Origin of the sequence: Marinoscillum furvescens DSM 4134 (assembly GCF_003386095.1) — a bacterium.
Taxonomy (GTDB): Bacteria; Bacteroidota; Bacteroidia; order Cytophagales; family Cyclobacteriaceae; genus Marinoscillum; species Marinoscillum furvescens.
In genome coordinates this window covers 153,718-180,581 of the sequence record NZ_QREG01000013.1, presented here as the reverse complement: position 1 = coordinate 180,581, position 26,864 = coordinate 153,718, and the positions used below count along the sequence as shown (strand labels likewise).

Annotated in this window: 17 protein-coding genes and 1 pseudogene; 7 read left to right on the top strand and 11 right to left on the bottom strand. The window is 45.8% G+C overall.

Going from position 1 to position 26,864, the window contains the following annotated elements:
- From C7460_RS14460 to C7460_RS14425, 8 genes are all read right to left on the bottom strand, one after another.
- Positions 1-5,442: Ig-like domain-containing protein (locus tag C7460_RS14460; RefSeq protein WP_185148302.1), on the bottom strand; the 5,442-nt coding region annotated here is incomplete at its 3' end.
- A 231-nt stretch (positions 5,443-5,673) separates the two neighbouring features.
- Entirely contained in the window at positions 5,674-7,848 is a 2,175-nt protein-coding gene (locus C7460_RS14455) for an OmpA family protein (protein ID WP_115868829.1), read from the bottom strand.
- Between the two features lie 2 nt (positions 7,849-7,850).
- On the bottom strand, positions 7,851-10,457 hold the full coding sequence (locus C7460_RS14450) for a ligand-binding sensor domain-containing protein (protein ID WP_115868828.1): 2,607 nt from the start codon (positions 10,455-10,457) through the stop codon (positions 7,851-7,853).
- Positions 10,444-11,403, bottom strand: coding sequence for a hypothetical protein (locus C7460_RS14445; protein WP_115868827.1), 960 nt, complete (start codon positions 11,401-11,403; stop codon positions 10,444-10,446). The genes C7460_RS14450 and C7460_RS14445 overlap by 14 nt, the downstream gene beginning before the upstream one ends.
- A gap of 80 nt (positions 11,404-11,483) precedes the next feature.
- Positions 11,484-12,041, bottom strand: a complete 558-nt coding sequence (locus C7460_RS14440; RefSeq protein ID WP_147302964.1) for a PKD domain-containing protein — start codon at positions 12,039-12,041, stop codon at positions 11,484-11,486.
- 203 nt (positions 12,042-12,244) lie between these two features.
- The gene (locus tag C7460_RS14435) at positions 12,245-13,282 is read right to left on the bottom strand and encodes a response regulator transcription factor (protein WP_115868825.1); all 1,038 of its coding nucleotides are present in this window, start codon (positions 13,280-13,282) and stop codon (positions 12,245-12,247) included.
- A gap of 269 nt (positions 13,283-13,551) precedes the next feature.
- Positions 13,552-14,184, bottom strand: coding sequence for a response regulator (locus C7460_RS14430; RefSeq protein ID WP_115868824.1), 633 nt, complete (start codon positions 14,182-14,184; stop codon positions 13,552-13,554).
- The gene (locus C7460_RS14425; RefSeq protein ID WP_221409532.1) at positions 14,181-15,317 is read right to left on the bottom strand and encodes an ATP-binding response regulator; all 1,137 of its coding nucleotides are present in this window, start codon (positions 15,315-15,317) and stop codon (positions 14,181-14,183) included. The genes C7460_RS14430 and C7460_RS14425 overlap by 4 nt, the downstream gene beginning before the upstream one ends.
- Positions 15,318-15,776: 459 nt before the next feature.
- Between C7460_RS14425 and C7460_RS14420 the strand changes: the two genes are divergently transcribed.
- From C7460_RS14420 to C7460_RS14390, 7 genes and pseudogenes are all read left to right on the top strand, one after another.
- A complete protein-coding gene (locus C7460_RS14420; protein ID WP_115868822.1) occupies positions 15,777-16,949 on the top strand; it encodes a glycosyltransferase in 1,173 nt (390 codons plus the stop codon).
- Positions 16,939-17,859, top strand: a complete 921-nt coding sequence (locus C7460_RS14415; RefSeq protein WP_115868821.1) for a glycosyltransferase family 2 protein — start codon at positions 16,939-16,941, stop codon at positions 17,857-17,859. Before C7460_RS14420 ends, C7460_RS14415 begins: the two co-directional genes overlap by 11 nt.
- Positions 17,860-17,872: 13 nt before the next feature.
- Positions 17,873-18,856, top strand: a complete 984-nt coding sequence (locus C7460_RS14410) for an NAD-dependent epimerase/dehydratase family protein (RefSeq protein ID WP_115868836.1) — start codon at positions 17,873-17,875, stop codon at positions 18,854-18,856.
- 14 nt (positions 18,857-18,870) lie between these two features.
- The gene (locus C7460_RS14405; RefSeq protein WP_115868820.1) at positions 18,871-19,821 is read left to right on the top strand and encodes an alpha/beta fold hydrolase; all 951 of its coding nucleotides are present in this window, start codon (positions 18,871-18,873) and stop codon (positions 19,819-19,821) included.
- Positions 19,822-19,934: 113 nt separating this feature from the next.
- Positions 19,935-20,867 carry a glycosyltransferase family 2 protein gene (locus C7460_RS14400; protein WP_115868819.1) on the top strand — a complete coding sequence of 311 codons (933 nt, stop codon included), beginning with the start codon at positions 19,935-19,937 and terminating at the stop codon, positions 20,865-20,867.
- A gap of 466 nt (positions 20,868-21,333) precedes the next feature.
- Positions 21,334-21,489: pseudogene (locus tag C7460_RS24545) on the top strand (DapH/DapD/GlmU-related protein); the annotation flags it as partial.
- Positions 21,490-21,658: 169 nt separating this feature from the next.
- A complete protein-coding gene (locus tag C7460_RS14390) occupies positions 21,659-24,484 on the top strand; it encodes a fibronectin type III domain-containing protein (protein ID WP_170148023.1) in 2,826 nt (941 codons plus the stop codon).
- 12 nt (positions 24,485-24,496) lie between these two features.
- Here C7460_RS14390 and C7460_RS14385 read toward each other — a convergent pair whose 3' ends face one another.
- Genes C7460_RS14385 through C7460_RS14375 form a run of 3 tightly spaced genes read right to left on the bottom strand, consistent with a single transcriptional unit; the run spans position 24,497 to position 26,859 of the window.
- Positions 24,497-25,480 (bottom strand): hypothetical protein, encoded by a 984-nt coding sequence (locus tag C7460_RS14385; protein ID WP_115868816.1) that lies wholly within the window; start codon positions 25,478-25,480, stop codon positions 24,497-24,499.
- Positions 25,481-25,489: 9 nt separating this feature from the next.
- Positions 25,490-26,113 carry an HAD family hydrolase gene (locus tag C7460_RS14380; RefSeq protein WP_115868815.1) on the bottom strand — a complete coding sequence of 208 codons (624 nt, stop codon included), beginning with the start codon at positions 26,111-26,113 and terminating at the stop codon, positions 25,490-25,492.
- The gene (locus tag C7460_RS14375) at positions 26,110-26,859 is read right to left on the bottom strand and encodes an SDR family oxidoreductase (protein ID WP_115868835.1); all 750 of its coding nucleotides are present in this window, start codon (positions 26,857-26,859) and stop codon (positions 26,110-26,112) included. Before C7460_RS14375 ends, C7460_RS14380 begins: the two co-directional genes overlap by 4 nt.
- Positions 26,860-26,864 lie beyond the last annotated feature (5 nt).

Below are 26,864 nucleotides of genomic sequence, written 5' to 3'. Positions count from 1 at the left end.
AAAGCCACTAACATCTTCTGAAAATGCTATCGTTACGTTGTAAGCCGAAGTGCTATTGACAAAAGCAGGCTCATTCTGGATGTCTACCGTAGGTGCGGTAACGTCGTACTCGGTTACTGCCTGTGTAGCAGCCGTGTTGTCATTACCTGCTGCATCCTGTGCTACACCTGCTGCTACATCGATGGTGATGTCGCCAGTGCCATTTGGGGTAATATCTGCAGTGTAGGTGCTGTCATTGACCGTTACAAAATTGCCTGCAGCTCCATTGACTACTGCAATATCCGCTAGCGTGAAGCCGGTTACGTCTTCATTGAAGCTGAACGTGACCGTGTAAGGGCTTGTGCTATTGACAATGGCAGGCTCATCCTGGATATCTACTGTAGGTGCCGATGCATCGTAGATGGTCGTTACCTGCGTGGCGGCATTGTTGGAGTTGCCTGCTGCGTCAGTGGCTACTCCTGCATTGATGTCATAGGTAAGGTCGCCACTGCCATCTGGAGTGATCGTGATGGTATACGTGCCATCGGTATTGTCTACCAGATTGCTGCCTGTACCATTGCTTACTAACAAGTCGCTAAGAACAAATCCGCTAACTTCTTCGCCAAAATCTACCGTAATGTCATAAGGAGTATTGGACGTCACATAAGCTGGTGCCCCTGTGATTACTGGCGTTGGAGCCTGGTCATCGTACTGGGTCACGGCCTGAGTGGCTGCGGTATTGTCGTTGCCTGCGGCATCCTGGGCTACGCCTGCTGCTACATCGATCGTGATGTCGCCGGTGCCATCTGGGGTAATATCTACGGTGTAGGTGCTACCATCTACTGTCACAAAGTTGCTAGCTGTGCCATTGCCCACATTCAGATCGGTGATTGTAAAACCACTAACATCTTCTGAAAACGCTATCGTTACGTTGTAAGCCGAAGTGCTATTGACAAAAGCAGGCTCATTCTGGATGTCTACCGTAGGTGCTGTAACGTCGTACTCGGTTACTGCCTGTGTAGCGGCCGTGTTGTCATTACCTGCGGCATCCTGTGCTACGCCTGCAGCTACATCGATGGTGATGTCGCCAGTGCCATTTGGGGTAATATCTGCAGTGTAGGTGCTGTCATTGACCGTTACAAAATTGCTCGCTGTGCCATTGCCTACGGTAATGTCGGTCAAAGTAAAGTTGGTTACCGCCTCACTAAATGAAAACGTGACATTATAAGGGTCTGTAGTATTCACTCTAATTGGCTCATTCTTGATATCTACTGTAGGGAGTGTGCTGTCAATAGTCAGTTCGTTGGTAGACGTATCTGAGGTACTACAACCCGCAGCATTTGAGGCGATGGCCACTACTTCATTCACACCATTTACATTAGGGTTGAAAGCACCCGCATCAGGCGTGGCTGTTTCAGTATCTACTGACCAGTTTCCACTTCCATTTGCAGTGATATTGTAGGTAGCTCCTCCCACCTGGACTTCTACATCATTGTTAGCATCAGCTGTTCCTGATATCACAGGAGTCTGATCATTGGTAATTTGAGCATTGATTTGAGGTACTGCTGGATAAGCTGAAACATTTACAGTAATAGCCGTACCAGCGCTTCCGCAGTTAGTTGAACTATTGTAGACTGAAAGCAAAGCATTGTAACTACCTGCGGCTGCCCCTACGGGAACAGTCAAGGTGATGGGGCTTACAGGAAGATTTGTTGTATCCACATCTACAAATCCTTGAGCCTCAGCAGCTGCATCAAAATCTATATAATACCGATTGGGTGACTCGGTAGTTGCAGAATAGGACAACCCAACACTGGTAGTTCCCTGGCATACTGTCACATCCGTATCTACTAGTGTAATGGATGGTGCATCAGGATCATTCAGTACCACACTTGCTATCACATTCGATTGACAATTGTCTTTCGTCACACTGAAGTTGGTGTAAGAACCAGCTGCCAAATTGGTAAATGACAGTTTGCCATTGCCGTCTGAAGCTTGTTGTAGGCTGACAGGGTTACCGTTAAAAGTGCCATTCACTGTATAGGTCGTAGAAGGTGCAAGACCATTGACCAGTACACTTCCATCACTGCCTCCGCATGTAGTTGGGTGGTTGATAGCTTCAACAGCAACAGTCACAGGTGAAGGCCCGGTGAGAGTAGTCGACAGGTTATTAGTGGTACACCCGCCAATGGAAAGGTTTAATTCGGCATAACTACCTTCCGTCAAACCAGAAATTGTGTAATTCCCACTAGCATCTGTGGTGATATTGGTTTGAGTGGCAGCCACTCCATCTACCTTATAATTCAGGGCATAGGTGGTATTGCTAGCCATGCCCGTCAATGTAATGCTTCCTTCAGTGCCAGCACAAGTTGTTGGATTACTGGAGGCACTAATGCTTATATCTGGTGGGTTGAGTACTATTTGATCAATGGTGTTTGACTGGCAAGTAGATCCATCAGGCGTGACGCTTATGTTCCTGTAAGTACCTGCTTCAAGGTTACTGATCTCTATCACTCCAGTCAGGCTAGCCGTGACAGGCGAAGCAGAATTTACCACGGTACCACTTTTGGTATACTGATAATTGTAAGCTTGAAATGCTAAAAGACCCCTTAAACGAATGTAACCATCAGTAGCTGAACAGGATGATGGATCTTGCTCGTCGTTATTATACGAGATGTTTGGAGCAAATGGATCATCCAAATTGTAAGGACCTGTAAGCACATTTGATTGACACCCCTGAAGTGTTACACTGATATCTGTATAACTACCAGCTGATAAATTATTGATGGTAAGCTGACCGCCCGATGCAGAAATAGTTCGCTGCACTGCAACTCCATCTACCTTGTAATCCACCGTATAGGAAGTACTGCCCGACAAGCCATCAATAACAATTGATCCGTCAGATCCGCCACAATTTGAAGGGTTATTGGAGTTATTAAAAGTGATGGCTGGAGTTGGAGGGTCTGAAAGCGTTATGGGTCCAGCTATGATGTTTGAAGGACAAGCTGTCTGCACCTGTATGTTGGTATAAGTACCAGCATTGAGCCCATTCAACACCAACTCTCCAGATGCATTGGAGGTAAAATTGGATAACACTCCCGCCCCATCGTCATCATAACTTACCGAATAAGTAGTATTTCCTGACAGGCCTGTAAGCTGTATACTCCCTGTATTGGTATTACACTGGTTTGGATCTGTAACTGTGCCTAAAGCAATAAGGACATCAGGTTTACAATCGATAACTACTCCAGGTGAAGGATCGCTTTCGCAATATGCGGCATCTGCATATGTCATGGTCACAGTAGCAACTCCCCCTTCATAAAGTTTGTCTGTGGGGGTATTTAAACCAGTTATTTGCCAACTGACTGTTGCTGGTGATCCTGCTTGAGGTACTGTGGTAGTGGCACCGCTTATAGCTACTCCGTCTACATAGAGTTGTATCACCAGATCATTTACTGTACTCGAAACCACAGAGCCATCTAAGGTAGCATCACCTTCGGCAGGGTCTGACGTAATCTGCAGAGTGCTACCAGGGTCAGGCGTTTTGGTAATGACCTGCACACCTGTAGAAAAGTCACTTTCCGGCTCTAGTTCATCTACATTTTCGGCGGTAGCAAAAATCCACTTACCAGGAGCTATCGATAAGCCCGATGCTGTCCAGGTAGTACCCGAAAAACTAACACCTGATGGGGTTACTTGAGTTTTTGTACCTGTTTCGGTATCCGCGGTATAAATTCTTATGGTCAAACCGGTAGTAGCCTCTGTGGTGGTACCGGTGACACTGGTCACGTTTTCACTTGAAGCATTGCAAAACTCTGAGGTGATTACAGGGATTTCCGACGGGCCATTGATTACTTCCAGATTGACTGCTCCAGAAGTAGTATCGGTACACGCATTGGATGTGCTCGTAAGGATCAACCTGTAGTCATATCCATTGTAGGCAAAAGGCACTCCCGTAAGTGTAAGAGAAGCTGAAGTAGCTCCTGAGTAGGCGGGTGTCGTCCCACCATTCGTCACATTCGCCCATCCAGAGCCCTGATTTTCTTGCCATTGGTACACGAGGTTGTCCCCTGTGGCTGTAACTGAAAAGGTGACATTTTGATCTTCATTTATACTTTGGGCGGTAGGCCCTGCAGTTAGTGCCCCCTGCTGATTGAAGGTAGTCACAAAGCTATTGGTACCTGAATATCCACCCTCTCCGGTTACCCTTCCGTTTGCATCGGAGGTAACAGGGGAAGTACCCAACACCCCGTCATTGTCCGGGTCATTGAAACCAGCTTCTATTACATCATTACAGCCATCATTGTCACTGTCAGGATCCAGGTGGTTTGGAATTTCATCGCCATCAGAATCGTATACATCAGGAAAACCATTGTTGTCTGCATCGGTGTAGTCTGTGGTGCTTCCGTCGCCCAGAGAACCATTGTTATCCAGTACATCTCTCCAGTTTTCCAATCCATCACCATCTTCATCACCATTTGGCTCATTGCCAAATGACTCTACTGTATCGTCTATTCCATCATTGTCATCATCGAGATCCGCCGAATCATCCAAACCATCGTTATCGTTATTGGACTTAAAACCAACCACCTGGTTGATGATCACGCCGGAATCAAAAGAGCCATCCCCTACATCTGCCAAGGCAATTTTGAAAGTGTATGTAGTATTGGGCGACAGTCCCTCAATCTTACCGTTCAAAAGCGTAGTAAGTCCATTGAACTCAACATATATAGGCCCCGGAGTACCTTCGTTGTTGTCTATAAAGTAGTTTGACTTGGTCAAATCTGCTGCCGTACCATCTGCTGCACTACCACATACTCCTCCGTTCACAGAGTTTACGGCTACTACATTGTTGGATTCTGGTACGCGAGCTATGTTTTGAGTACCCGTGATACCCGGTCCGGTAACAAAGAAGCCAAAGGCATCATTGAAACGTGAGCAGACATAGTCCGGATACTCTTCAGAGCCAAACTGATAGGAGATAATGATGGCATCCACGTCATCTCCTGTGGTGATATCAAACTGAAAAATGGCCGCATCATAGATTGCCGTTGAGTTGATCGCTGTTAGGTCCGGATCATTATAGGTATTGTTGGTTGTTTCGCTGGAGTTTGCCCTATCATTCACCGATAAGGCAGTGGCCACCGATCCTGTAGCCAGGATGATACCTTCGTCCACACTTAGGCTGGCGCCGGATATACCATTGGAAAACGTACCATATTGAGCTGTAGCATCTCCCGGGTTGGGAAAGCTACCATTCGACAAGGTAACTCCGTTTCCTTGAATTCGTGCCATGAGAGCCGCAGCATTGGCATTGCCATTGTCGAGGGTGGCTTGTGCCATCACCTCGTAGCTGGACACATACTGAAAAAATAGCATCAAAAGGAATACCACTGCATTTCTCATAGCGGTACTACCATTGATAGCAAGTACTGGAAAGCATGAACGTAGATAGGCTTTCATATCCATATTTTTGGGTTTAATTGATGACCTTAGCATGGGGTCTCCAAGCTCCAATTATAGCCAAGGTATTTTCGGTGAAGGTTGAGAATTCGCCAGGTATATTTTCAAACACGGTGAAGTGCACGATTCACCCGTTGCATTTTTGCCCGGATTTCGATTTTGCCCATCTGGGCCATTTATCGCATTCTCTATATAACAAAATTCAGAATGACTTGCACTTAGGCAATATAATCATTCTAAAATGGTGATCTCAGTTCTTCGGTTTTGTTGGTGCTCCGTCTTAGAACAACTAACGCCATCCGCACATCTATTTACCAACTTGGTTTCTCCATATCCTTTTGGCACGATCCGATCCGTTGCTATCCCATGTTGAAGCAGGTAGTTGGTAGCCGACTCTGCTCTACGTTGTGACAACTGAAGGTTATAAGCCGCCGACCCTCTTGAATCTGTATGAGAACTCAACTCTATCCTAATTTTAGGGTTGTCTTCCATAAACTGCACAAGCTTATCGAGTTCTTTTTCAGACTCTTTTCTTAGATCAGCACTGTTCAGGTCATAGTAGATGTTTTCAAGTCGTATACTTTCACCAACCACTACTTTCTTTAGACTTACGGTAAACAGTGTACTTTCGGATGCAGGATCCGCAATTTTCACAGTGTCTCTATGAGACAGGTATCCATCTTTGGCAGTAAATATCTCATACTCCTGTCCAGGATCCACCTCATACTCTGTTCTCCCTTCTGCATACTGTACATCGCTACTTTCTAGCGATAAAATATACTGTACGTTAGGCTTTAGTGTATCTCCCTCGCCAGCATCTATTGTAGTAACCAACAACTTGTAAATAGGTTTGGCGGGCTCTGGCTCCTCTGGTCTGTCGGTTAGATAAATGACTACCTCATTTGCTACTGTATCATCGATGGGGTCAAACACATCACTGTTCAAAGCACGGAACCCGAATTTACTGGCCGTAATGTGCCACCTGGGACCAGATGCAGGAATCTCAAATGCTCCATCCATATTACTCCGACGGTAAATTTCAGTATTGGTAAGTGTATCTAGTAAAAAAACATCTGCACCTGGCAGCGGCTCATCATTAGCCTCGTTGAGGACATAGCCATATACTTTGGGTTCACCGTAGTAAAACTTAAATACATCATCTTTTGTCTCATCATACCGCGCTGAAGTAAAATACCCCATTTTAAAGTCGTCGGTTACCACAAATCCAAAATCGTCTCGGCCACTATTTACCGGATAGCCTAAATTCCTGGGCCGCTCCACCACTTGATAGTTTTCGTCCAGATCTACTGCGTAAATATCAAGTCCACCTAATCCTCCCAGCCCATCTGAAGCAAAATATAACCTTCTGTTTTTGAGTGTTGGAAACATCTCTCGACCTAAAGTATTGATCCGATCTCCCAGAGGGATGGGCTCTGACCAGGAATTGTTGCGCTTATAACTGATATAGAGATCGGTCTCCCCTTTGCCTCCTGGCATATCAGAGGTGAAGATCAGTACATCTCCCGATTCGCTGATGGCTGGATGCCCCATGGAATAACTATCACTGTTGTGCTCAAAAGGATTGATATTTTCCCACGATTCCTCTGTTTCATTGTAGGAAGCAAAATAGAGTTTGAGCCGGGCTACCCCCTGCTTATCTCTTTTTACCTTATTGCCTTCGAGGTTGTTTCGTGTAAAAACGACCTGGCGGTCATTGTCATAAAAATCCAATGGGCCTTCATGAAACTGAGACTTTAGGGCACCTCCGAGGTACTCTACCTGATCTTGGTCCACATCATTCGGTGCATAAAACAAATCCAAAAAACTACTTTCATCCCAATTAAAGTCATTCTTTAACCATTGGCTTCCTAAAGGTCTGGATGATACAAATACGATTCCACCTCGATAAAACATGGGACTAAAATCCAAACCAGGGCTATTGATAGGCAACCGACTCACTTCGTAGCGTACCGAATCTGCATAAAAATCTTCAAGGTTTTCCAGTGCTTCCAACTTGACTGCTGGTCTGTTGTCTTCTTTGAGAAGCGAATCATACCTTGCATACCACAGTCTTGCGCTATCGTATTTTTGGTTGCTCACAAGTGCTTCCGCCAGGTAATAGTAATATTGCGGCGCCAGGGTGTCTGCACTAATCTTATGAGCTATCTGCAGGTATTTTTCTACACTATCGGGTTGATTGAGGTAACGATGACTATCCGCTACACGCATCATGACAGAAAGTGAATCCGAGGGTCCTTCTACCAGTGCTACTTTATATAATCTCGCTGCTTTTGCATAAGCATATTGTTCGAATGCCCGATCAGCCGCTCGTTCTGTTCGGATAAGGACCTGAGCATGAGAAGTTTGAAAAATAATTGCAGTTAGCAAAAGCAGTAGTAATCTCATAGTTATTCTGGTTGTTGATCTGGTTGTGATTTTCGATCTGCTGCGAGTGCCGCCTGCTCTCGCCTTTTCTTCATGTATCTGGTCATTCTAATTTCTATAGGTAACAGACACAAGGCCAACAATAGGTTTACAGCTACCTGAAAAATGGGGGTTTCTCCCGAGAATTCTTCCAAATACGGCTCTAACTCCGTATGAATATAATCAAAGGCAATGAATATACAGATGTAGACCATAAGTCTAACGGCAAATTCACTTCGCAATCGTGCTGATAGGAAATAGGTGATGTATACCAGCAACAAAATAATACTGATCTGTAGCAGGTAAAACCACCACATCTCCCAATATGGAGGTCTAATTTCAACCTTTAATGAGGTATAATCATCCGTCCAATAGCCTTCATGCTCAGACTGTCTTACCATGAAGGTGTATTCACCAGGGCTTAAGTTGGTATAAGTCGCCTGCGTATTGTTAGTCACAGGCGACCAGTGCTTATCAAATCCCTTTAGCTTGAACTGATAACGTACCGCCTGGGGATTGCGCAATTTGATCGCTATATAATCAAACGTAAGATGGTTTTGGTCATGAGGAAAGGTCAACTGACTGGGTATTACCTCTGTTAACTCCTCATTGGCTGCAAACTGATATATATCGGTTTCTTCAAAAAAAAGTCTAATGGATTTAACCTGTGTTTGGAGTTCTTCTATCTTGAAATTGAAGTATGGCAAATTGACCTTGGTGATGCCATAGGGGTTACCAAAATATACATTCCCTTTTGCGTCCTTGCACACGGAATTTAGCTCTGACTCGGTCTCTCCCAACTCGTTGGGGTGATTGAACGTGCGAATGATATCATACTCCGGCTGAATGAGAGTAATCCCCAGGCGGTGCCCAATCCAAATTTGACCAATATCGTCAATCATCACGCTGTTACAGTAGTTAGACAGAAGACCTTTTTTTCGTGTATACTGGCGAAACACTTCACCATCAAACTCATACAATCCAGCTCCCTGCGTAGCGATCCACACATTACCATCCAGATGTTGTGTAATCGTGTTGATATCAAATGACGGAAATATTTCGTCTCGGGATAACAACTTCAATTCACCTGCTTTTGTTAGAAGAGCCAATCCTGTGGCATGGCTTCCAAACCAAACATTCCCATAGCGGTCAGGACAAATAGTGACTATATCGTTGTGGTAGAATCCCGTTTTTGTATTGAAATGTCGCAATACTTCCCCTGACTCGTTCAGCTCAAACACCCCATTGGCAGCTGCTGCCACCCAAATATTACCGTTGCGGTCTTGCTGAATATCGCGGATCAGTTGATTTTCCACCGGATTATCTTTCAGCAGACGCACTGGCTTCATTTTTCTTGATGCTAAATCGATGGTGTAGAGTCCGTTTTTTTCGGTTCCTGCCCAGATTTTATCTTCTGTGACTAGCAAAGCATGAAAAGAAAAACCCTCACTGAAAGCTAATCTTTCGAATATCAAACTGTCTTTGAGCGGCTCGGAAAACACACGAACCAGCCCCTGATCTGTACCCAATAGCAGCTCTTCAGCCCTAAGTCGGCTCATGCTATGTACCCCTGAGAGCTGTATTGTATTGTAAAGTTCATAATGATGAAAATACGCGCGATTGAGCTGTACCAGTCCGTGACCGAATGTACCCACCCATACTTCGTTCTCACGGTCTACATAAAGCTCGTTGATCTGATTACTTTCAAATCCCGTACTCCTATTGAATCGGGTAATCGAATTGATCTGCAACGCTCGGGTACGTGGCTCCAACTCTATCTGGACGAGACCTTTGTTTTTACTTCCTACCCAAAGGGTATTGAGCTGGTCTTTGGCCAGGGCGCTGACTTGAATCTGGTCAGTGAGAACAGCAACAGACTGCCAGCCTACACCCCTTTCCAGGTAAAAAAGCCCTTCATCAGTCCCTACCCACAATACGTCCTTTAGCCGGTCGTCCTGCAGCAAAGTGTTTACATCATGGTTGATAGTGCCAGGCACCACCCCTTCAAACTGCAATCTCTCGTCTCCTTGAATGCCATAGCGAAACAACCCCTCGTTAGTACCGACAAAAAGCTCGTCTCTAACTACCCAAAAATCTCGACAAATAACACCTTCCAGCTCTTTGAGGGGAATTTTAATCTTCCTGCCATTTTGTAATATTACCAGGCCTTTGTTTTGGGTAAGTGCCCAAATATCGCTTCCTATGAGTCTGATTTGATTAACCCTACTGGGCAGCTCGCTCGCCTCCAGCACAGGTTCTATTTTACCCGACCTGACCCTATGGATACCTCCGGCAAAGAAACCCAAATACAAACCATCAGGGCCTGCAACTGCAGCAGTTACTAAATTATCGACTGTACTATCATTGGCATTGAGGTTGAGCATCTGCTCTCCATCAAACCGATAGAGCCCGTCATCACTTCCCACCCACAAAAAGCCATCAGAATCCTGAGTGACGGTATAAATGAATATGCCATCAAAGTCTCTATCAGAGTTGTATACCAGCGTAGTAAAATCTCTGGGTCCTGCGCAAAGCAAAAAGGGTAAAACCCAGCCAAATACAATTAATGCATATCGATTACTTGCCGTCATTTTTGTAGCGCACGTTTACCTTGTACTTAAACCTGGGCGGCCCGCCAACCGGAACCGAAAAAAATGCCATAGCTTCATCGTACTGATTGGTAATGTAACATACCATATCGTTGCGCGAGTTGGACTTCTTGGTAATCTGAATGTCTACCGTAGTGTTTTTCTCCTCATCTACGATTTCATGTTTGCTACTCTGCCAGTCGCTATCTCCACTGCTTTTCCCTTTGTGGTGATTTTTAGCAACCGAATAAATGAGGATAGACCCTTCATTGTCAAAATCAAAGTTGTGCTGAGTAATGGAAACCACACTTTTGTCGATAAACGGATACAAGTGCGCCACAGAATTAGCCTTTTCAGGCAACCTAAAGGAGTACTCATAAGTAAACGCATTGGCACCCTCCACACTTTTGTTAGCTGTAGGCTGTGTACTCAGGAAATACTTGTAGAGATTCCCATCGTCACCTGAGATACCATCCGCTACTATTTTGAACACACGACCTTTCAACTCTTCACTTGACTCCCCTTCCAGTGGGTTGAATGGCCCAAATGTGTACCATTCATTGTCGTAACTACCAGAAAGAAAAACTTTTGAGTCTAGCAAAAGGCCGCTTTTGTAATTTCCCACAGGATCAATGGATTTGGCATCTGGATGACTGTGTGCACCATTCCCACCATACACGGCAAATTTCATTGAGGTATTCCAGGCACCGTTGGGCTCATCATGCTCACCTCCGATATCAGGATCGAACACTCGAATGTATATAGGTTTGGTAAACGACTCAGGCACTACGAAGAAAAATACCTGGCTATAATCGTCATCACCCCACGACTTGCTGCATTCAGGGCCGAAAGTTACCAGATGGGTTATTTGTTCAGATTCACTCGGCACCATCTGCCCCAGTGCAATGTTGAGGGATAGCGCCATCAATAGTACTAATGTTGCTTTCATCGTTGGTGTGTTTAATCCAAAAAGCCGCTTCGTGACCTGAGTAAAACGAAGCGGCTCTTAAATAGTTTATGCTTAAAGGCTTATTCGCCTATGGTTACAGTCTTTGCGAGCTGAGTAGGTTTTCCATCATAGGTAAACTTGGCAAGTAACCGTACAGAAGTACCTGCTTCCACCAGCTCCTCTGGTGCGTCTCCCACATGATAGGATCCATCTATGTCCCAGTAATATTTAATTTCGGTATTGGCATCTGAAAACTCTAGATTTCCCGCCAATTGGTAAGTACCATCTTCCTGTGGAACCTGTTTTACATTGAGCTCGGCTTCTGAACGTATGGCAATCTCTACAGGTGCTTCATCTACCTGAGCACCCGTGGCGTCCTCTGTCACTGTGAGTGTTGCACGATAGGTTCCTAATTCGTCAAAACATTTTTCTACTGACAACCCCTCTGCCTCACTGCCATCTTCAAAAAGCCATGTGTAAGAAAGTTGCTGACCTTCGTACTGCACATTGGCGGTAGCATCGAGCACTACGCATTTTGCCTCACCTATGGCTGATGGATAGTCTCCTACCGCGCTGGTGGTTCCTTCATTAGAGTTAAACACTAAGAGAACTGATGTTAAAATGCTTGCTACTGTCATGGTCTTTCTGGGTTTCGTGAAATCATTTATTTGATTCGAAAGTAGATTGATTCATCAAAGGAATCCGTGCCTACTCGCTGAGCTATCGCATGAATTCGGTGAATTGTGCCTTCTACCAGTTATGTTTTTTGGGGCTAAAACGAAAAAAGGCCGCCTTCAGAGAAAGCAGCCCAACTTGCGGATTCCAAATCTTAGGGTTTCACTCACATGGTAACCGCTGGTGTTTCTTCATACTCAAGTGATTTTAGAAATGCCTTCAGTTCATGGTTGTTGGCCATGTCTAGTTTGTTGCGTACACGTGCAAAAGCTACATTGATGCAATTGGCCGTTTTGCGCGTAATGCGAGCAATCTCAGTAGATGAATTATTTGCCTTCAAATAAGCACACAGTCGCATTTCGTACTTTGTAAGTTCGCTATTGTGCTCTTGCAGTATTTCATAAAAGGCATGATTTGATTCGTCTAGTTTTCGTTCCAGGTTAAGCTCTTCTTCCTCATTGAGCTCCCACTTCATCTGTCTTGTTATCTGCTTTAGCTTTGCTTTTCCGTGCACATTGAGGTAAGGTCGGAGGTCATTTACCTTATCCATGATGGTCTCATTCACTTCTTTAGAATGCATCAGCAGTTCCAAATGAGTGAGTGCTTCACGCTGACGAGTAGCAACAGCATCTTGCAACTGCTCAAACTTGCTGGCAAGTTCGTGATGCCTTTTACGAATAGTCTCTTCTCGAGAGCGAACATCATTGAGTGCTTTTACCTGTAGCAAGGTGGACTTTACGCGCAAGCGCAACTCTACTGGCTCCATGGTCTGACTGATGCAGTCTACCACACCTGCAGCCAATAGCTCATCCACAGCGTCCAACTGGAGGCGATCAGCACTAAAGACAATCAGAGGAATGGATGCTGTCACCGAATGGCTTTTCAGCTTATGGATCATGGATAGCGCATCACTATCAGTTTTATTGATAGCTAAAGTGATCAAGTGAGGGTTTAGCGCATTTATTGTTTCAAATGCAGGCTCCTCGTCCATCATACTGAGTACTTCATATCGTTTGGTATCGGATAAGCTGCGGCGCATCAGCTCTGCAATATCATCGTTACAGTTGATGAGCAGTACCTTACGCTTTCCGGCTGATGCACTCATTGGCTTCAGGTAAGAAGCTATTGCCTCCTGGTTTTCAGCGATCAAATTATGGTTGATTAGGTGGTTGGCATCCTGTGTTCCTATTTTGTTCTGATACATATTTGCTGGTTTTTCAATTAGTTACTGCCGTAAAAGTAACAGGTCTAAAATCCCCCTGTAAGAGACAAAAAAATGAAAAAGAAGTGGTAACACTGACCACTTACGAAAACAAGACGTGACAGGAATGTAAGAAATGACAAGGCCTTTAATCGATGGACCTAATCAAAATGTATGATCTACGGGACAACAGGAAGGTATTACCTAAATTTTGTCATCAAAATAATGACAAGTCATATACAATCTCAACTACAGAGGTATTAGTAATTTACCTATTCGATGAGGTTGTTTCTGAGCACGTAGTTCGTCAATTCCACGTTGCTCCTCATATGCATTTTTTCTAAAATTCTACTGCGGTAGGTGGCCACGGTAGCAGGACTCAGAAAAAGCTCATCGGCTATTTCTTTTACTTTTTTACCTGAGGTAATCATTCGTAATATTTGAAACTCTCGATCGCTGAGTTTATCATGAAGGGGTTTACTAGTATCCTGCTCAAAGGAGTCGGCGAGTATTTCAGCCACTACCGGCGTGATAAATTTACCTCCAGAGGAAACCTTCCTAATGGCATTTACAAGTTCTTCGGTGGCGGATTCCTTATTGATATAGCCAGAGGCTCCACCTTTGATAGCCCGTACCGAAAAACGGTCTTCCGGGTGCATGCTAAGGATCAGCACTTTAACCTCGGGATAATCCGCACGGAGCTCTTTGAGCACATCCAGCCCATTCTTTCCAGGCATAGTGATATCCAGCAGCACTACATCGGGGAGATCATTTTGCAAGGCCTCCATTAGCTGTAGATAGCCGTCAGCCTCACAGACCACTTCCATGTCTGGTTCTTCTTTGAGGATTTTGGCCAGGCCTGACCTCATGATGGAGTGATCGTCTACTATGATTATTTTGATCATGGTGCTGGTTGTTGGGATTTACCAAGCGGAATTGTTGCCAATAATGTTTTACCGTAAGGTCTGCTATTCTGAATTGCTAAAGTACCATCGATAAAGCCTAACCGCTCTCTAATTTCAATAATTTTTAGGTTAAATGCTGCTTTATCGCATGTTTTTCCGTTTGCTTTCACTTTAAGTGCAAGCTTATCACCCTTCTCTTTTATTATCAACTCTATGGTGTTTGCATTGGTGTGGTGGATGAGATTTTCCAGTGCTCCTTGCACGATCCGGTACAAAGTAATAGGGAATACACTATCTCCGCGAACTTCTTCAGGCAAGTCCAATTCAAAATGAATGCCATGTTTTTTCTTCAACTGGCGTACCAACCAGCGGATCGCTTCAATCACTCCCAGTTCGTCGAGCATTTCTGGTCTCAACCCGGAAGTCATCCGCTTCACTGTGGCGGTAATACGCTCAATATTGCTGATGATACTTTGAAATTCTTCGTGTAGCAGTTCAGCATCGGAAGGCAGTCGTTCGAATACCTTACGGCCAAACATGTTGATATCTATTTTTAAAGCACTCAATACCTGACCTAATTCTTCGTGAAGGTCTCTGGCCAGCTGCAGCCGCTCTTCTTCATTGGCAGCATTTTGCCTGGCCAACTTGACTCTGAGGTCTTCATGAGCCCGTTGGAGTTCAAAATTTCGAATGGCTCCTTCACGTTCATTGCGTTTTTTTTCAAGTGCTCTGTTGATGGCTCCGGGCAAGTGCTCTACATTTTCAAAATGCACAAAATCATCTACCCCCTCGCGAAGGCAATCACGAACCAGTTTCTCACTCAGCTCATCCGCGATAAGTATAAACGGTACGTGCTGATGGCGCTCACGCAAGCCTTTCAATAAATTTTCACCGTTGATCAATGGGTAGAAATAATTAGCCAATATTACATCCGGGTCAAAGCCATTGACCGCAGGAATGAAGTCTTCTTTGCTGCTAACCATTTTCACCTTGTGCTCCATCGATGATTTTTTAAGAAAAGAACTCATCACATCCACATATATGGAGTTTACTTCAAGTACAAGTATTCTGTAGTGTCCCTTCACTCTGACCGAAAATTTAGCTTCCAAAAAAATTTTCAGTTCGGCTATCATGGGATCGGGCTGGTAGTTTGCTGCTGATAGGAAGGTTACCCTTGCATCGATAAAAATAAGACCAACCGTGGTTTTACACCACGGTCGGTCTATTGTCATCACCAACCTCTCCCTTGCCGCCTAACCTTAAAAAACAAGGGAGATGACTCAAAACTAGACCAATGGATCAGCTTCGCAAGGACATAACACCTTACATAAAGCTTACATAGTATTATTCCACGATTACCATTTGACTTAAAGCGTTTATAACTTCTTTTAACACGGGTTTTTTACCGGAAAAATCAGAACCACCACCAGCTACCGCCTCAAAAGATCAAAGACATAGCAATCTGATTACTAATAAATTACATTTCCCCCCAACTCATTTGATGCGCCAGTTTATTTTCTACTTTCACGACCAAAGACAGATCGGCCAGCTAGAGCTGATTGTATTTTAACAAGAATAGAGAATCAAAACGCATGGTGCTATTTGAAGCTATACTATTGATATATTTTGGGTTTGTAGCCAGCTATACCTTCTTCTTTGCCATAGCGGCTATTATGGGAGACGCTCACCGCACTCCTGTACTCAAGCCGAATGTGTACACTCCGAAGTTTTGTGTGCTGATCCCGGCTTATAAGGAAGACACGGTAATCGTAAACACAGCACAGCGAGCACTAGACCAGTCCTACCCTACAGCTCAGTATGATGTAGTGGTTATAGCAGACAGTCTAAAAAGCGAAACGCTGCAGCAACTGCACCAACTCCCCATTACCACAGTAGAAGTACACTTTGAAAACAGCACCAAGGTAAAAGCGCTGAATGCTGCCATGGCTGAGCTGCCCAGCACTTATGACTATGGGGTTATCCTGGATGCTGACAATGTGATGGAAGCAGACTTTTTGCAAAAGCTATCAGTGCTCTTTCATAGCACAGGTGCCAAAGTGATTCAAGGGCAACGCAAACCCAAAAACCAGCAAACCACTATGGCATTCCTCGATGGCCTGAGCGAAGCTATCAACACCACCATCTTTCGAAAAGGCACTTCTGCTGTTGGTTGGTCTTCTGCAATCAGTGGTTCTGGCTTTGCCACGGCTTATCCCTTGCTCAAAAAAACCATGCAGGCAATGGACTCGGTAGGTGGGTTTGATAAAGAACTGGAAATCCTGCTGCTGCGACAAGGTCATCGTGTATGCTACGTACATCAGCTGGCAGTATATGACGAAAAAGTGGGCAATTCTAAAAGTTTTCAAAATCAGCGAAAGCGGTGGATTTCCAGTCAGTACCTGTACCTGACCAAATACCTGGGTGAAGGTCTGGAAGCACTGGCCAGAGGCCGCTGGGCTTTTGTAAACAGTTCTATTCTGAGAAATGTACCACTGCCGCGGCTGATCAACATCGGCTTGCTGACGCTATGCACTGGGGCTGCAATCATGATCCATGAGCACCACCAGATGGCTTACTGGGTATGGGTAGCGATTTTCGCACTCAATACCATCGCCACATTTCTGGCCATACCCAAAGCATACTATTCCTTCCGAATGATCAAAAGCATCTTGTATTTACCATCCGTATTCATACGTCTGATACTAGCTTTTGTACAGTCAAAATCTGCTAACAAAAAATTTATACACACACCTCATGAAGTCTAATACTCAAGCTAATGATTACCCGTTGATATCCATCATCGCCCTCAACTACAACCAGCTGGAGGTGACCATGGAGTTTCTGGATTCGTGTAAAAACCTCACCTACCCAAATTATGAGATCATACTGGTAGATAACAATTCACGCGAAGACCCCACTCCTATAATATCGCAAAAGTATCCAGAGGTCAAACTGATCGTGACGAAAAAAAACCTGGGCTTTACTGGAGGCAACAATGTAGGCATAGCTGCCGCCAGGGGGGCGTACTATTTCATTGTAAACAATGACACAGAAGTCACCCCAAACTTACTAGAGCAGTTACTGGCTCCGTTTGAGCAGGACCCTAAAATTGGTATGGTAAGCCCGAAGATTCGCTACTTCAGTGAACCCGATCTGATCCAGTATGCTGGATTTAAAGAAATCAACCCGATAACGGGACGAAACAGCACCATAGGACAGAAAGAACGCGACCTGGGACAGTATGATACGCCCGGATATACCTTCTATGCTCATGGTGCCGCTATGCTTGTAAGCCGAGAAGTTGTAGATAAAGTAGGGCCACTCCCAGACATCTTTTTCATTTACTATGAGGAGCTGGACTGGTCATCGCACGTGCGGCGTGCGGGGTACAAAATCTACTATCAGGCTCAGGCGCTCATATTTCACAAGGAATCCATCACTACAGGTAAAGACAGCCCTTTTAAGGCTTATTACCATAACCGAAACCGTATTCTATTTATGAGAAGAAACGTGAGCAGTGTTCAGTTTCTGTATTTCACCGTTTTTCTCACCTTTTTCGTGATTCCCAAAAGTCTACTTCAATATGGGCTGAGAGGCAAATTCGTCCACCTAAGAAATTTTGTAAAAGCAATTATTTGGAATCTTAATCACCCTAAATACTCTAAAGTTTATTAATATCATGAAACAAATGAAATCACTTATAACAGGAGGAGCAGGATTTATTGGATCGCACGTAGCCAGACACTGCCTGGAAGCCGGTCATGAAGTACTCGTACTCGATGACCTCAGTGGAGGTTTCGAAGATCACATTCCGGAAGGAGCCACCTTTATCAAAGGCTCCATCACAGATCACAAACTCCTGGCAGACCTTTTCAATCAATACAAGTTCGACTATGTCTATCATCTGGCAGCTTATGCTGCAGAGGGGTTATCGCATTTTATCCGTAGGTTCAACTACACCAACAACCTGATAGGCAGTGTAAATCTCATCAATGAAGCTGTGAAGCATAAGGTAAAATGCTTTGCATTTACTTCATCTATAGCCGTATACGGTCCCGGACAGGTACCCATGCGTGAAGACATGACTCCCCTTCCCGAAGATCCATACGGTGTGGCCAAATATGCCGTAGAGCTCGATCTGAAAGCGGCTCATGAAATGTTTGGGCTCAATTATGTGGTCTTCCGCCCACACAATGTATATGGCGAAAACCAAAATATCGGTGATAAATACCGCAACGTGATTGGCATCTTCATGAACCAAATCATGCAAGACAAGCCACTTACGATTTTTGGAGATGGGACACAAACGCGCGCCTTCAGCTATATCGATGACGTGGCCATACCTATCGCCCGGAGTGTAAGCATGCCTGAAGCTTACAATCAAGTGTTTAACATAGGCGCCGACACTCCTTATACAGTGAAAGAATTGGCCGAAGTAGTGGGCAAGCACTTTGGGGCAAGCCCAAAAATCAATTACCTGGCTGCTCGTAAGGAAGTGCAGCATGCATACTCTGACCACAGCAAAGCCCACGAAGTATTTGGAACTGAAGACAGTGTATCACTAGACGCTGGCATCCAAAAAATGGCTTCTTGGGCCGAAAAAGTGGGTGCTCGAAAAAGCCAGGAGTTCGAGCAGGTAGAAGTGCGTGAAAACATGCCTGAAGGCTGGTAATCCCGTACTTAGGAATGATCACCAAAGGTTGGAAAATTTTCTGGATAGCTTCACTTTGCGGTGTAGCCACACTCTTTTTGGTGCATTGGCTAATGGCCCGCGATCAGGAAACGGCCGTGCTCACTCCCAAAACGCTACAAGGAGCTCCAGGCAAATTTGCTACACTGACCTTTGGTGATACTCATTACCAGCTAGCAGGCCCTGAAAATGCCCCACTGATATTGCTCATTCATGGTGGAGGCATCGCTGGCTTGGAGGTGTGGTCACAGACCACACCCTACTTACTCAGACAGGGCTATCGGGTGCTCAGCTATGACCTGTACGGACGTGGATATTCTGCCCGCCCTGAGGTGCCACAGAGCACTTCCATGCTACACCAGCAACTGGTGGAGCTCTTACAATACCTCAAAATAGATGAGCCCTTTCACACCGTAGCGCTTTCTATGGGCAGCATGGTGGCAATGGACCTCCACCGGTCCCATGGGGAGCTTATGGACAAGATCGTACTAGTAGATCCAATTCTTACGGGGAGTTTTAATCCCAACTTTCTACTAAAAGTGCCGGGGCTTTCCGACCTGCTACTTACTGCCTACTGGTACCCCAGATCTATCCGCAACCAGCGCAAAGAGTTTGTGAGCGATTCGGTATTTCAAAACTATGCACGCAGGCTTTCCTTCTTTCGTGAATTTGACGGATACAAAAAAACCAACCACAGTACCTGGCTCAATGTACTACCTCAGCGAAAGCTCAATGAACTGGGAGGCATCAATAGAAAAAACGTATTGCTCATCTATGGTGAGCAGGACCCCTATTTTCAGGAAGGACAAAGAGCCATTTACCGATCCATTTTCCCGAGAATACTCCACCGCCCCATACCAAACGCCGGCCACATGCCTCAGTACGAACAACCCCAGTTGGTCAACCCACTCATCACAGACTTCTTCGCCAACAAAGCTCCAATTTAAAAAGCTGTAAGCCATATGTATGAATGGCTGTAAGCTGAATGTAACCAGCAACATCCCCTCCCGCCATAGGCCATCACCTACATTTGGTCTAAACACAAAACAATGACCGCTAAATGGACACTTCCACTGCAGCATACCCACTTGTCAGCATATCTATTGTCAATTACAATACCACTGACTACACTCGTAAACTATTGCATTCGCTGCGCAACATTACCTATAGCCACATAGAAATCTTCGTGGTAGACAATGCCTCTGCGGACAGCAGCTGCGACGACCTAAAGGTAGAATTCCCGGAAATTCACTTACTAAAATCACCAGTAAATCTAGGCTATGCCGGAGCTAACAACCTGGCCATTCGACAGAGCAAAGGAGAGCTTGTGCTGATTATGAACAACGACATAGAAGTGCAACCTGGATTTATGGAGCCTCTGGTAAGTACGTTTTTGGCATACCCAAAGGCAGGAATGGCCTCCCCGCGTATACAATACGCCGGAGCTGACAAACGCATTCAGTATGCTGGGTCTCCCGGCATCCATGCATGGACAGGACGAGGTAAGAAAACAGGCCACATGCAAAAAGATCGGGGGCAGTATAGCTACTTCGCTCCCACCAAACTGGTACATGGCGCATGCATGATGGTATCCAGAGCACTCATCAAGGAAGCCGGACTCTACCCAGAGCAATACTTCCTTTATTACGAAGAACATGACTGGGCCATGAAGGCTCGCTCGAAAGGGTTTGAGCTATACTATGTAGGCACTTCTTGCATTACGCACTATGCGTCTGCCACAGCAGGTGCCAACAGCCCTATGAAAACTTACTACATGATCAGAAACAGGCTACTATTTCTCAGAAGAAACCATCGGGGATTATCACGGCTGGCAGCCTTACTGGTGTTTATCTTTTTGGCCTTCCCCAAAAAACTGTTTCAGTATCTCTGGAAACGAGACTATGCCAATCTCAAGGCCACAATGGCAGGCGTAAAATGGCACCTAAGTCCTGTTGCTACTGACAAATCCAGGGCATTCTCTACCCAATATTAAAACCCCATTGCCCTATATGCTCTCAGAAGCCAAACATCTACTTAAAAAGAAATTTTCCCAATTCCGAGTGCAGCACCCGGACCACAAGACCGTGCACCTGCACCTGTGCTTTGGTATGAAAATACTGGATACCGTCCACCGCATACTTGCAGCCAAGTGGTACTTGCGCAACTGCCGTAAGGGCAACTATGTCACGGTAAATGGCAAGCCTATGATTCGTACCGGAGGCAGCATAATGCTAGGAAACCGGGTAGCCATCTGGTCAGTATTTGAGCGGACCAAATTGCTCGTTCACCCGGGAGGTGCACTTGTAGTAGGCCATCACTCACGCCTCAACGGCGTACATATCTCCGTGAAGCAGTCTGTGATCTTAGGAAAAAATGTCCGAATAGGCCCCTATACACTTATCATGGATAGTGATTTTCATGATGTAAACTACCGGGAGATCACCGGCAAAAGCAAGTCTATAGAAATAGGCGATGACGTGTGGATAGCTTCAAAAGTAACCATACTAAAAGGTGTAAAAATAGGTGATGGTGCCACAGTGGCAGCAGGTGCTGTGGTCACTAAAAATGTACCTCCAAATACCATGGTAGCGGGAGTGCCCGCCCGACCGGTAAAAAACCTTCATGGGATCAACGGATCACGCCTATCGCCGCGTATGCAGAAGGTAACCAACATGTAATATGATTGTAACCTACCATCAACCAACTCACTGATATGCGACCTGTTAAACCACTAGCAAACAGGTGTTTAAATGGACCATTTAAATAATTCCCAACATGAGAAATATGAATAAACTTTATCTGATCTGGTGCCTGTGCGTAGGCACCGTTTTGACCGCTACGGCACAATCCTACCATTTCAAAAAAGGCGTTTCTATTCGTGACAAAGAACAGCGTGATTATTACAAAATGGTGGATTGGGATGATTCTCAATATGAGCAATTCGGGCATTGGGAAGAAAGCTTGTCCGGATCTGTTCATGACTTTATGAACTGGAGAGCTATTTTTCCTGCAGGTTTTGATGTAAATGACACTGTCAAATACCCCATGATCGTGCTCTTACATGGTGCTGGAGAATCCGGGCGAAAGTGTACCTTCCCCTATGACTTTCACTATGACCCTTCAGATCCCGAATATGATAACAACGGCCACCATTTGTACTGGGGCGGTGAGGAACACCGCGATGCAGTAAACCGACCCGCTACTCATTCCAGGTCATTTCCTGGTATCGTGATTTTCCCTCAGGTAAGCTATAATGGAGCATGGAAAGGAGACAACATTACTAAAACTGCCCGCATTGTAGAACACATGATAGCTACCTACGATGTAGACCCCTATCGGGTCTACCTGCAAGGCCTCTCGAGTGGAGGTGAAGGCACCTGGGACGTAGCCACCCATCGACCAGACCTTTTCGCGGCAGTGCTCCCTATGGCTGGCGTAGGCAAAAGCAAAGACGCATCCACTGACTCGCTAGTGACTACTCCGCTTTGGATGTTTCAGGGAGGTAAAGACACCAACCCTAGTCCTGAATGGGCTAGCGAGTGGATAGATGCCCTGAAAGACAAAGGCGGAAAACCACGCTATACAGTATACCCTAACAATGGACACAATGTATGGGTAAGAGCATACGGCGAGTCGGACTTTTTCTCCTGGATGCTGGAGCAAAACAAAAAGGAGGTGTTTTACTTTGGCGATCTCACCGAATGTGTAACTACCAACAACACACAAAAACTGGGCTTCTCAGCAGGTTTTTTGGGATACCAGTGGTTGCACAACGGCGACACCCTCTCAGGTGCCACCGACAGATATTATACAGCTACAGAAGGTGGAAAGTATGAAGTGCTCTTCTTGCAACCTATCGATAGCCAGTGGGTAAAATCTGAACCTATAGAACTACCCGGCGCCAACAGTAACCCTCCTGTGTTGGCTGCCAACAGCTCAGTAACTCTGCCCGTGAGCAACAACACCTCCGAGTGGAATGAAACGTTGAAGCTTACAGCCACACCAGGCTTTCCGTCTTACGACTGGTACCTTGATGGCTCTTTCATTACCAACACCTCTGAGCCTGAGCTCATGCTCAATGATAGCTCTGGCCTGGAGTTTACCTCATCAGATGCTGGAGTGTACGAAGTGCGTATCCCACAGTACGGAGCATGTGGCGGAAGCAGTAGCGAAAGCACCATTACGGTCACCTATACCAACCCTCAACCTACCAGCAACCCTCCATCAGGCCTTACGGCCACAGCTCTGTCTTCCAGTGAAATAAGGCTCGACTGGACAGACACCGGATATGAAATCTACTACGAAATATGGCAACAGCGAGCGCATACGCTGGATATTATCAATGGCACCGGATATTTAGGTGAAGATTTCTACTATCGTGGAAAAGTAGACGCCAACATTACCACATTTACGGCTGATGACTTGAGGCCGGATGCTGATTACACGTTTGTAGTCCGTGCCATTCGTCCCAATGAAGCAGGAGCTACTGCCTCTGATGCCGTAGATGCCAGCACAGGCAATGACACACAGGCACCTTCAAAGCCTTCCAGTTTTACCACAAAAATGGTCAAAGAAGATGCGATCGAAATTAGTTGGGAACCTGCTGATGACAATGACGTGGTGGTGAAATACGAGCTCTATGATGCCGAAATCAAAATAGCAGATATCCTGAGTGACACGCTGGATGGCAACCCCGCTGATGGATCTCCGGCTCCTCCTACCAGCTATGTAGTTACCAACTTGTCTCCAGCGACCTCCCATACTCTAAAAATCCGCGCTGTAGACTATCAGGGCAATCGGTCCCCTTTTTCTGAGATTATCAGTATCAGTACCCCTGGAGGCAATGGTGTATTGTATACGTACTACGAACAAGGGTTTTGGCCAGAGCCTATGGCTACTTTTTTCGAGACAGACCCTGCCCCAGTCACCAGTGCGCAGACCTCCAACTTCGATGTGGATGTGGCAGAGCGCAAAAACAGATACGTAGTAGCGTATGATGCTCTACTGGAGATCAAAGCAGCAGGAAACTACACCTTTTATACCAAATCCAATGATGGCAGCATGCTGTATATCAATGATCAGGAGGTAGTAGACAATGACGGCACGCACAAGTCCAGAATACGACGTGGGGTGCATCGGTTTACCAAGCCAGGGCTTTATCCCATTCGAGTGGTCTTTAATAAATACCACACCATGTATACGGGTGATGCGGAGCTAGTAGTCAAATACCAGCAAGGTGTGCCTAATGATCAAGACCAAAACAAGCACGATGATGGCTATGACTCAGCCTACGTCATCCCTGACAGCAGACTATATCTTTCGGATAAAATGGCGGACCCACTCAGTGCAAAGCCTGTATCAGCAAATACCCTGAACAGACTCATTCTGTTTCCGAACCCTACGAAAGCCACCATCAGGCTCCAGGCCGACAATAGCAACTTTCAGCAAGCAATGACCTATGAGATCTACCACCTTTCGCAAGGTCAGGAGGTAATGTCTGGCGAAGTGCAATTTGTCAATGGCCAAAGCGAGATCAACCTTATGCAGCTCCGACGGGGCACTTACCTGATCCACATAGGAGATAAGAAAATGAGGTTTGTGAAAAACTGACCCTTCGTTTGATCAACCAGTAATACGATCTTCGTACCACCTTTCTACCAATGTGAGAAAGGCCGGTACGAAGATTATGATTTGAGGCACCAGGAAGAGACGAGTTTCTACCACGGTGCTTTTCAAAAAATGAATAACCACCCAAATAGGCACTATCAACCAAAACCAGCCTCTTAGCACAGAGTGAACCTGCCCAAGTCGCCACACTACTATCAAAGGCACCACACTTAATGTACCCAGCAGCAACGGCACCAGGCGAGCAAAGCTCAGGTTAAACCACAGATACTCAGAAGCAGAGGTCATGCCATGGATACCCACAGCTGGTTGCAACCCAAAATACCATCGAACCGCAACAAAGGCCACTCCATACACTAGCATGGCTGCTCCTACGGCTATCAGGCGACTTCTAGCAAACATTCTGGGATGTGATGTCCCCAGCGGTACCAATATCATCAATGGAATCAATCCGCTCGTTTCACGGTTGAGCGCTGCAAGCAGCATGAGTGGCACTACCCACACGTAGCGTTCTTTTAAGATCAGCAGTGCAGCACACAAGTATGCAATCACATCAAAATACGTATCGAAAGACAGGTCCGACTTATAAGCACTGCTCGCCATGCTGTAGCTAATGAGTATCAGTCCCACTATTTGCAGCATTGGATTGGAAACACCCAGCTGTCGGAAATACGCCACACTTAGCAAACAGATAGCCAAAATCTGTAGGAAATGAATCCCATAAAACACCACACGAGGCGATAGGACGGGCACCGTGGCTTTGGTAAGGTCCAGAGCGCCCTGAACCACTGCAGTGGAAAGCACCCGGTATTGCCAGGGGTTGTAAAAGGGAGATTCGCCCGCCACCTTTCGTTGGTGCCTGTTTAGCTGCAGCTCCCATGGCACCGCATCACCGTCAGTTACATGCTCATATACTACATATCCCGACAGCAACACAGCGATGCCCAAAAGCATGGCTACCGATATTCTTTGATGGATCATAAGTCTATTTTAAATGGTCAAAAAAGTGTCCGCAGCCTTGCGGCGAAAAGGCCTGTAATAGCAGAAGTTGGCCAGCTCCAACATGGGGAGATCTCCTTCAGTATCACCATAGGCATAGATGGGACGATGATCGGAAAGACAGAGCTGCTGCCGAATCCGTGTTACTTTTTCCAGTCCCTGACAGTTTTGCCCTTCTATCCTGCCCGTGATCTGTCCCTTGTTTACCTCTAGCTCCGTAGCAATTACCTCTAGCCCCATGGCATGCCCCCAAAGCGCCACCCATCTACTGGGAGATGCAGAGACCACCACTACACGATGGCCAGCAGCCTGATGTTTACTCAAACAGGACAAAGCTTTAGGCCGAAGTATAGCGGGGAGCTCGTCCGTCACAAATCGCGAACAATACCCTTCAAATTCGGATACGCTCATCCCTCCAAAAAAATACTTCAAAACCTCCTCTTTTCCCTTTTGCCGGCTCCACAGACCTGTAAGCGTCATGCCAATAGCAGGGGCCAGATACATTAAGCCACTTCGGTATTTATGCTTGCCATGCACATAGCAGATCAGCGCAGCCAGTGAATCCTGAGTTGTTATGGTACCATCAAAATCAAATAATGCGAGGGGTTTTTTCATAACTTCAGACGTTTGAATAACTGTTCGGGAATGAGTGCAATGCAGGTCATTATCAGTTTCCAGACAGGTAGGACATACACCACATTGTTGCGCTTATAATAAGCTCGGCAAATAGCTTTTGCCACTTGCCCAGGAGCGGCCGTGAGGCTGGCAGGCAGGTCCAGAGATTCGGTCATTCTTGTAGCTACAAACCCCGGCTTAATAGTGGCTACATGTACACCATAGTGGTAGCATCTACTTCGCAACCCTGACAGGTAAGTAGTGAGTGCAGCTTTGGCACTTCCATAGAGGAAATTGCTCCCCCGTCCTCGATCGCCAGCCACAGAGCTTACCCCAATGATCGTACCCAGGCCTCGGGCATTAAACTCATTTGCCACCAGATTGAGAATAGATACCGCTCCTGTATAATTTACCTGGATGATCTGCTCTGCCTCGCGCCATTGTTTCATTCCTTTTTCTTGTTCGCCCAAATATCCAAACAGGCAAACACACAGCTCGGGCACGATTTCCAGAGACTGAAAGAAGGTCTTGTGGGTGCCAGTGTCCGTAGCATCAAAATACCTCGACTGCACGCTAGATCCTGAGCGAATTTGGAGGTCATTGGCTATCCTGTGCAGGTAATCTTCATTTCGCCCCGTGAGTATCAGTGACCACCCCTCAAAAGCCAGGCACTCGGCTACAGCCATGCCTATATCTGATGTACCTCCCAGTATCAATGCCGACTTATTTGCTGGTATTTTGCTCATGCGCT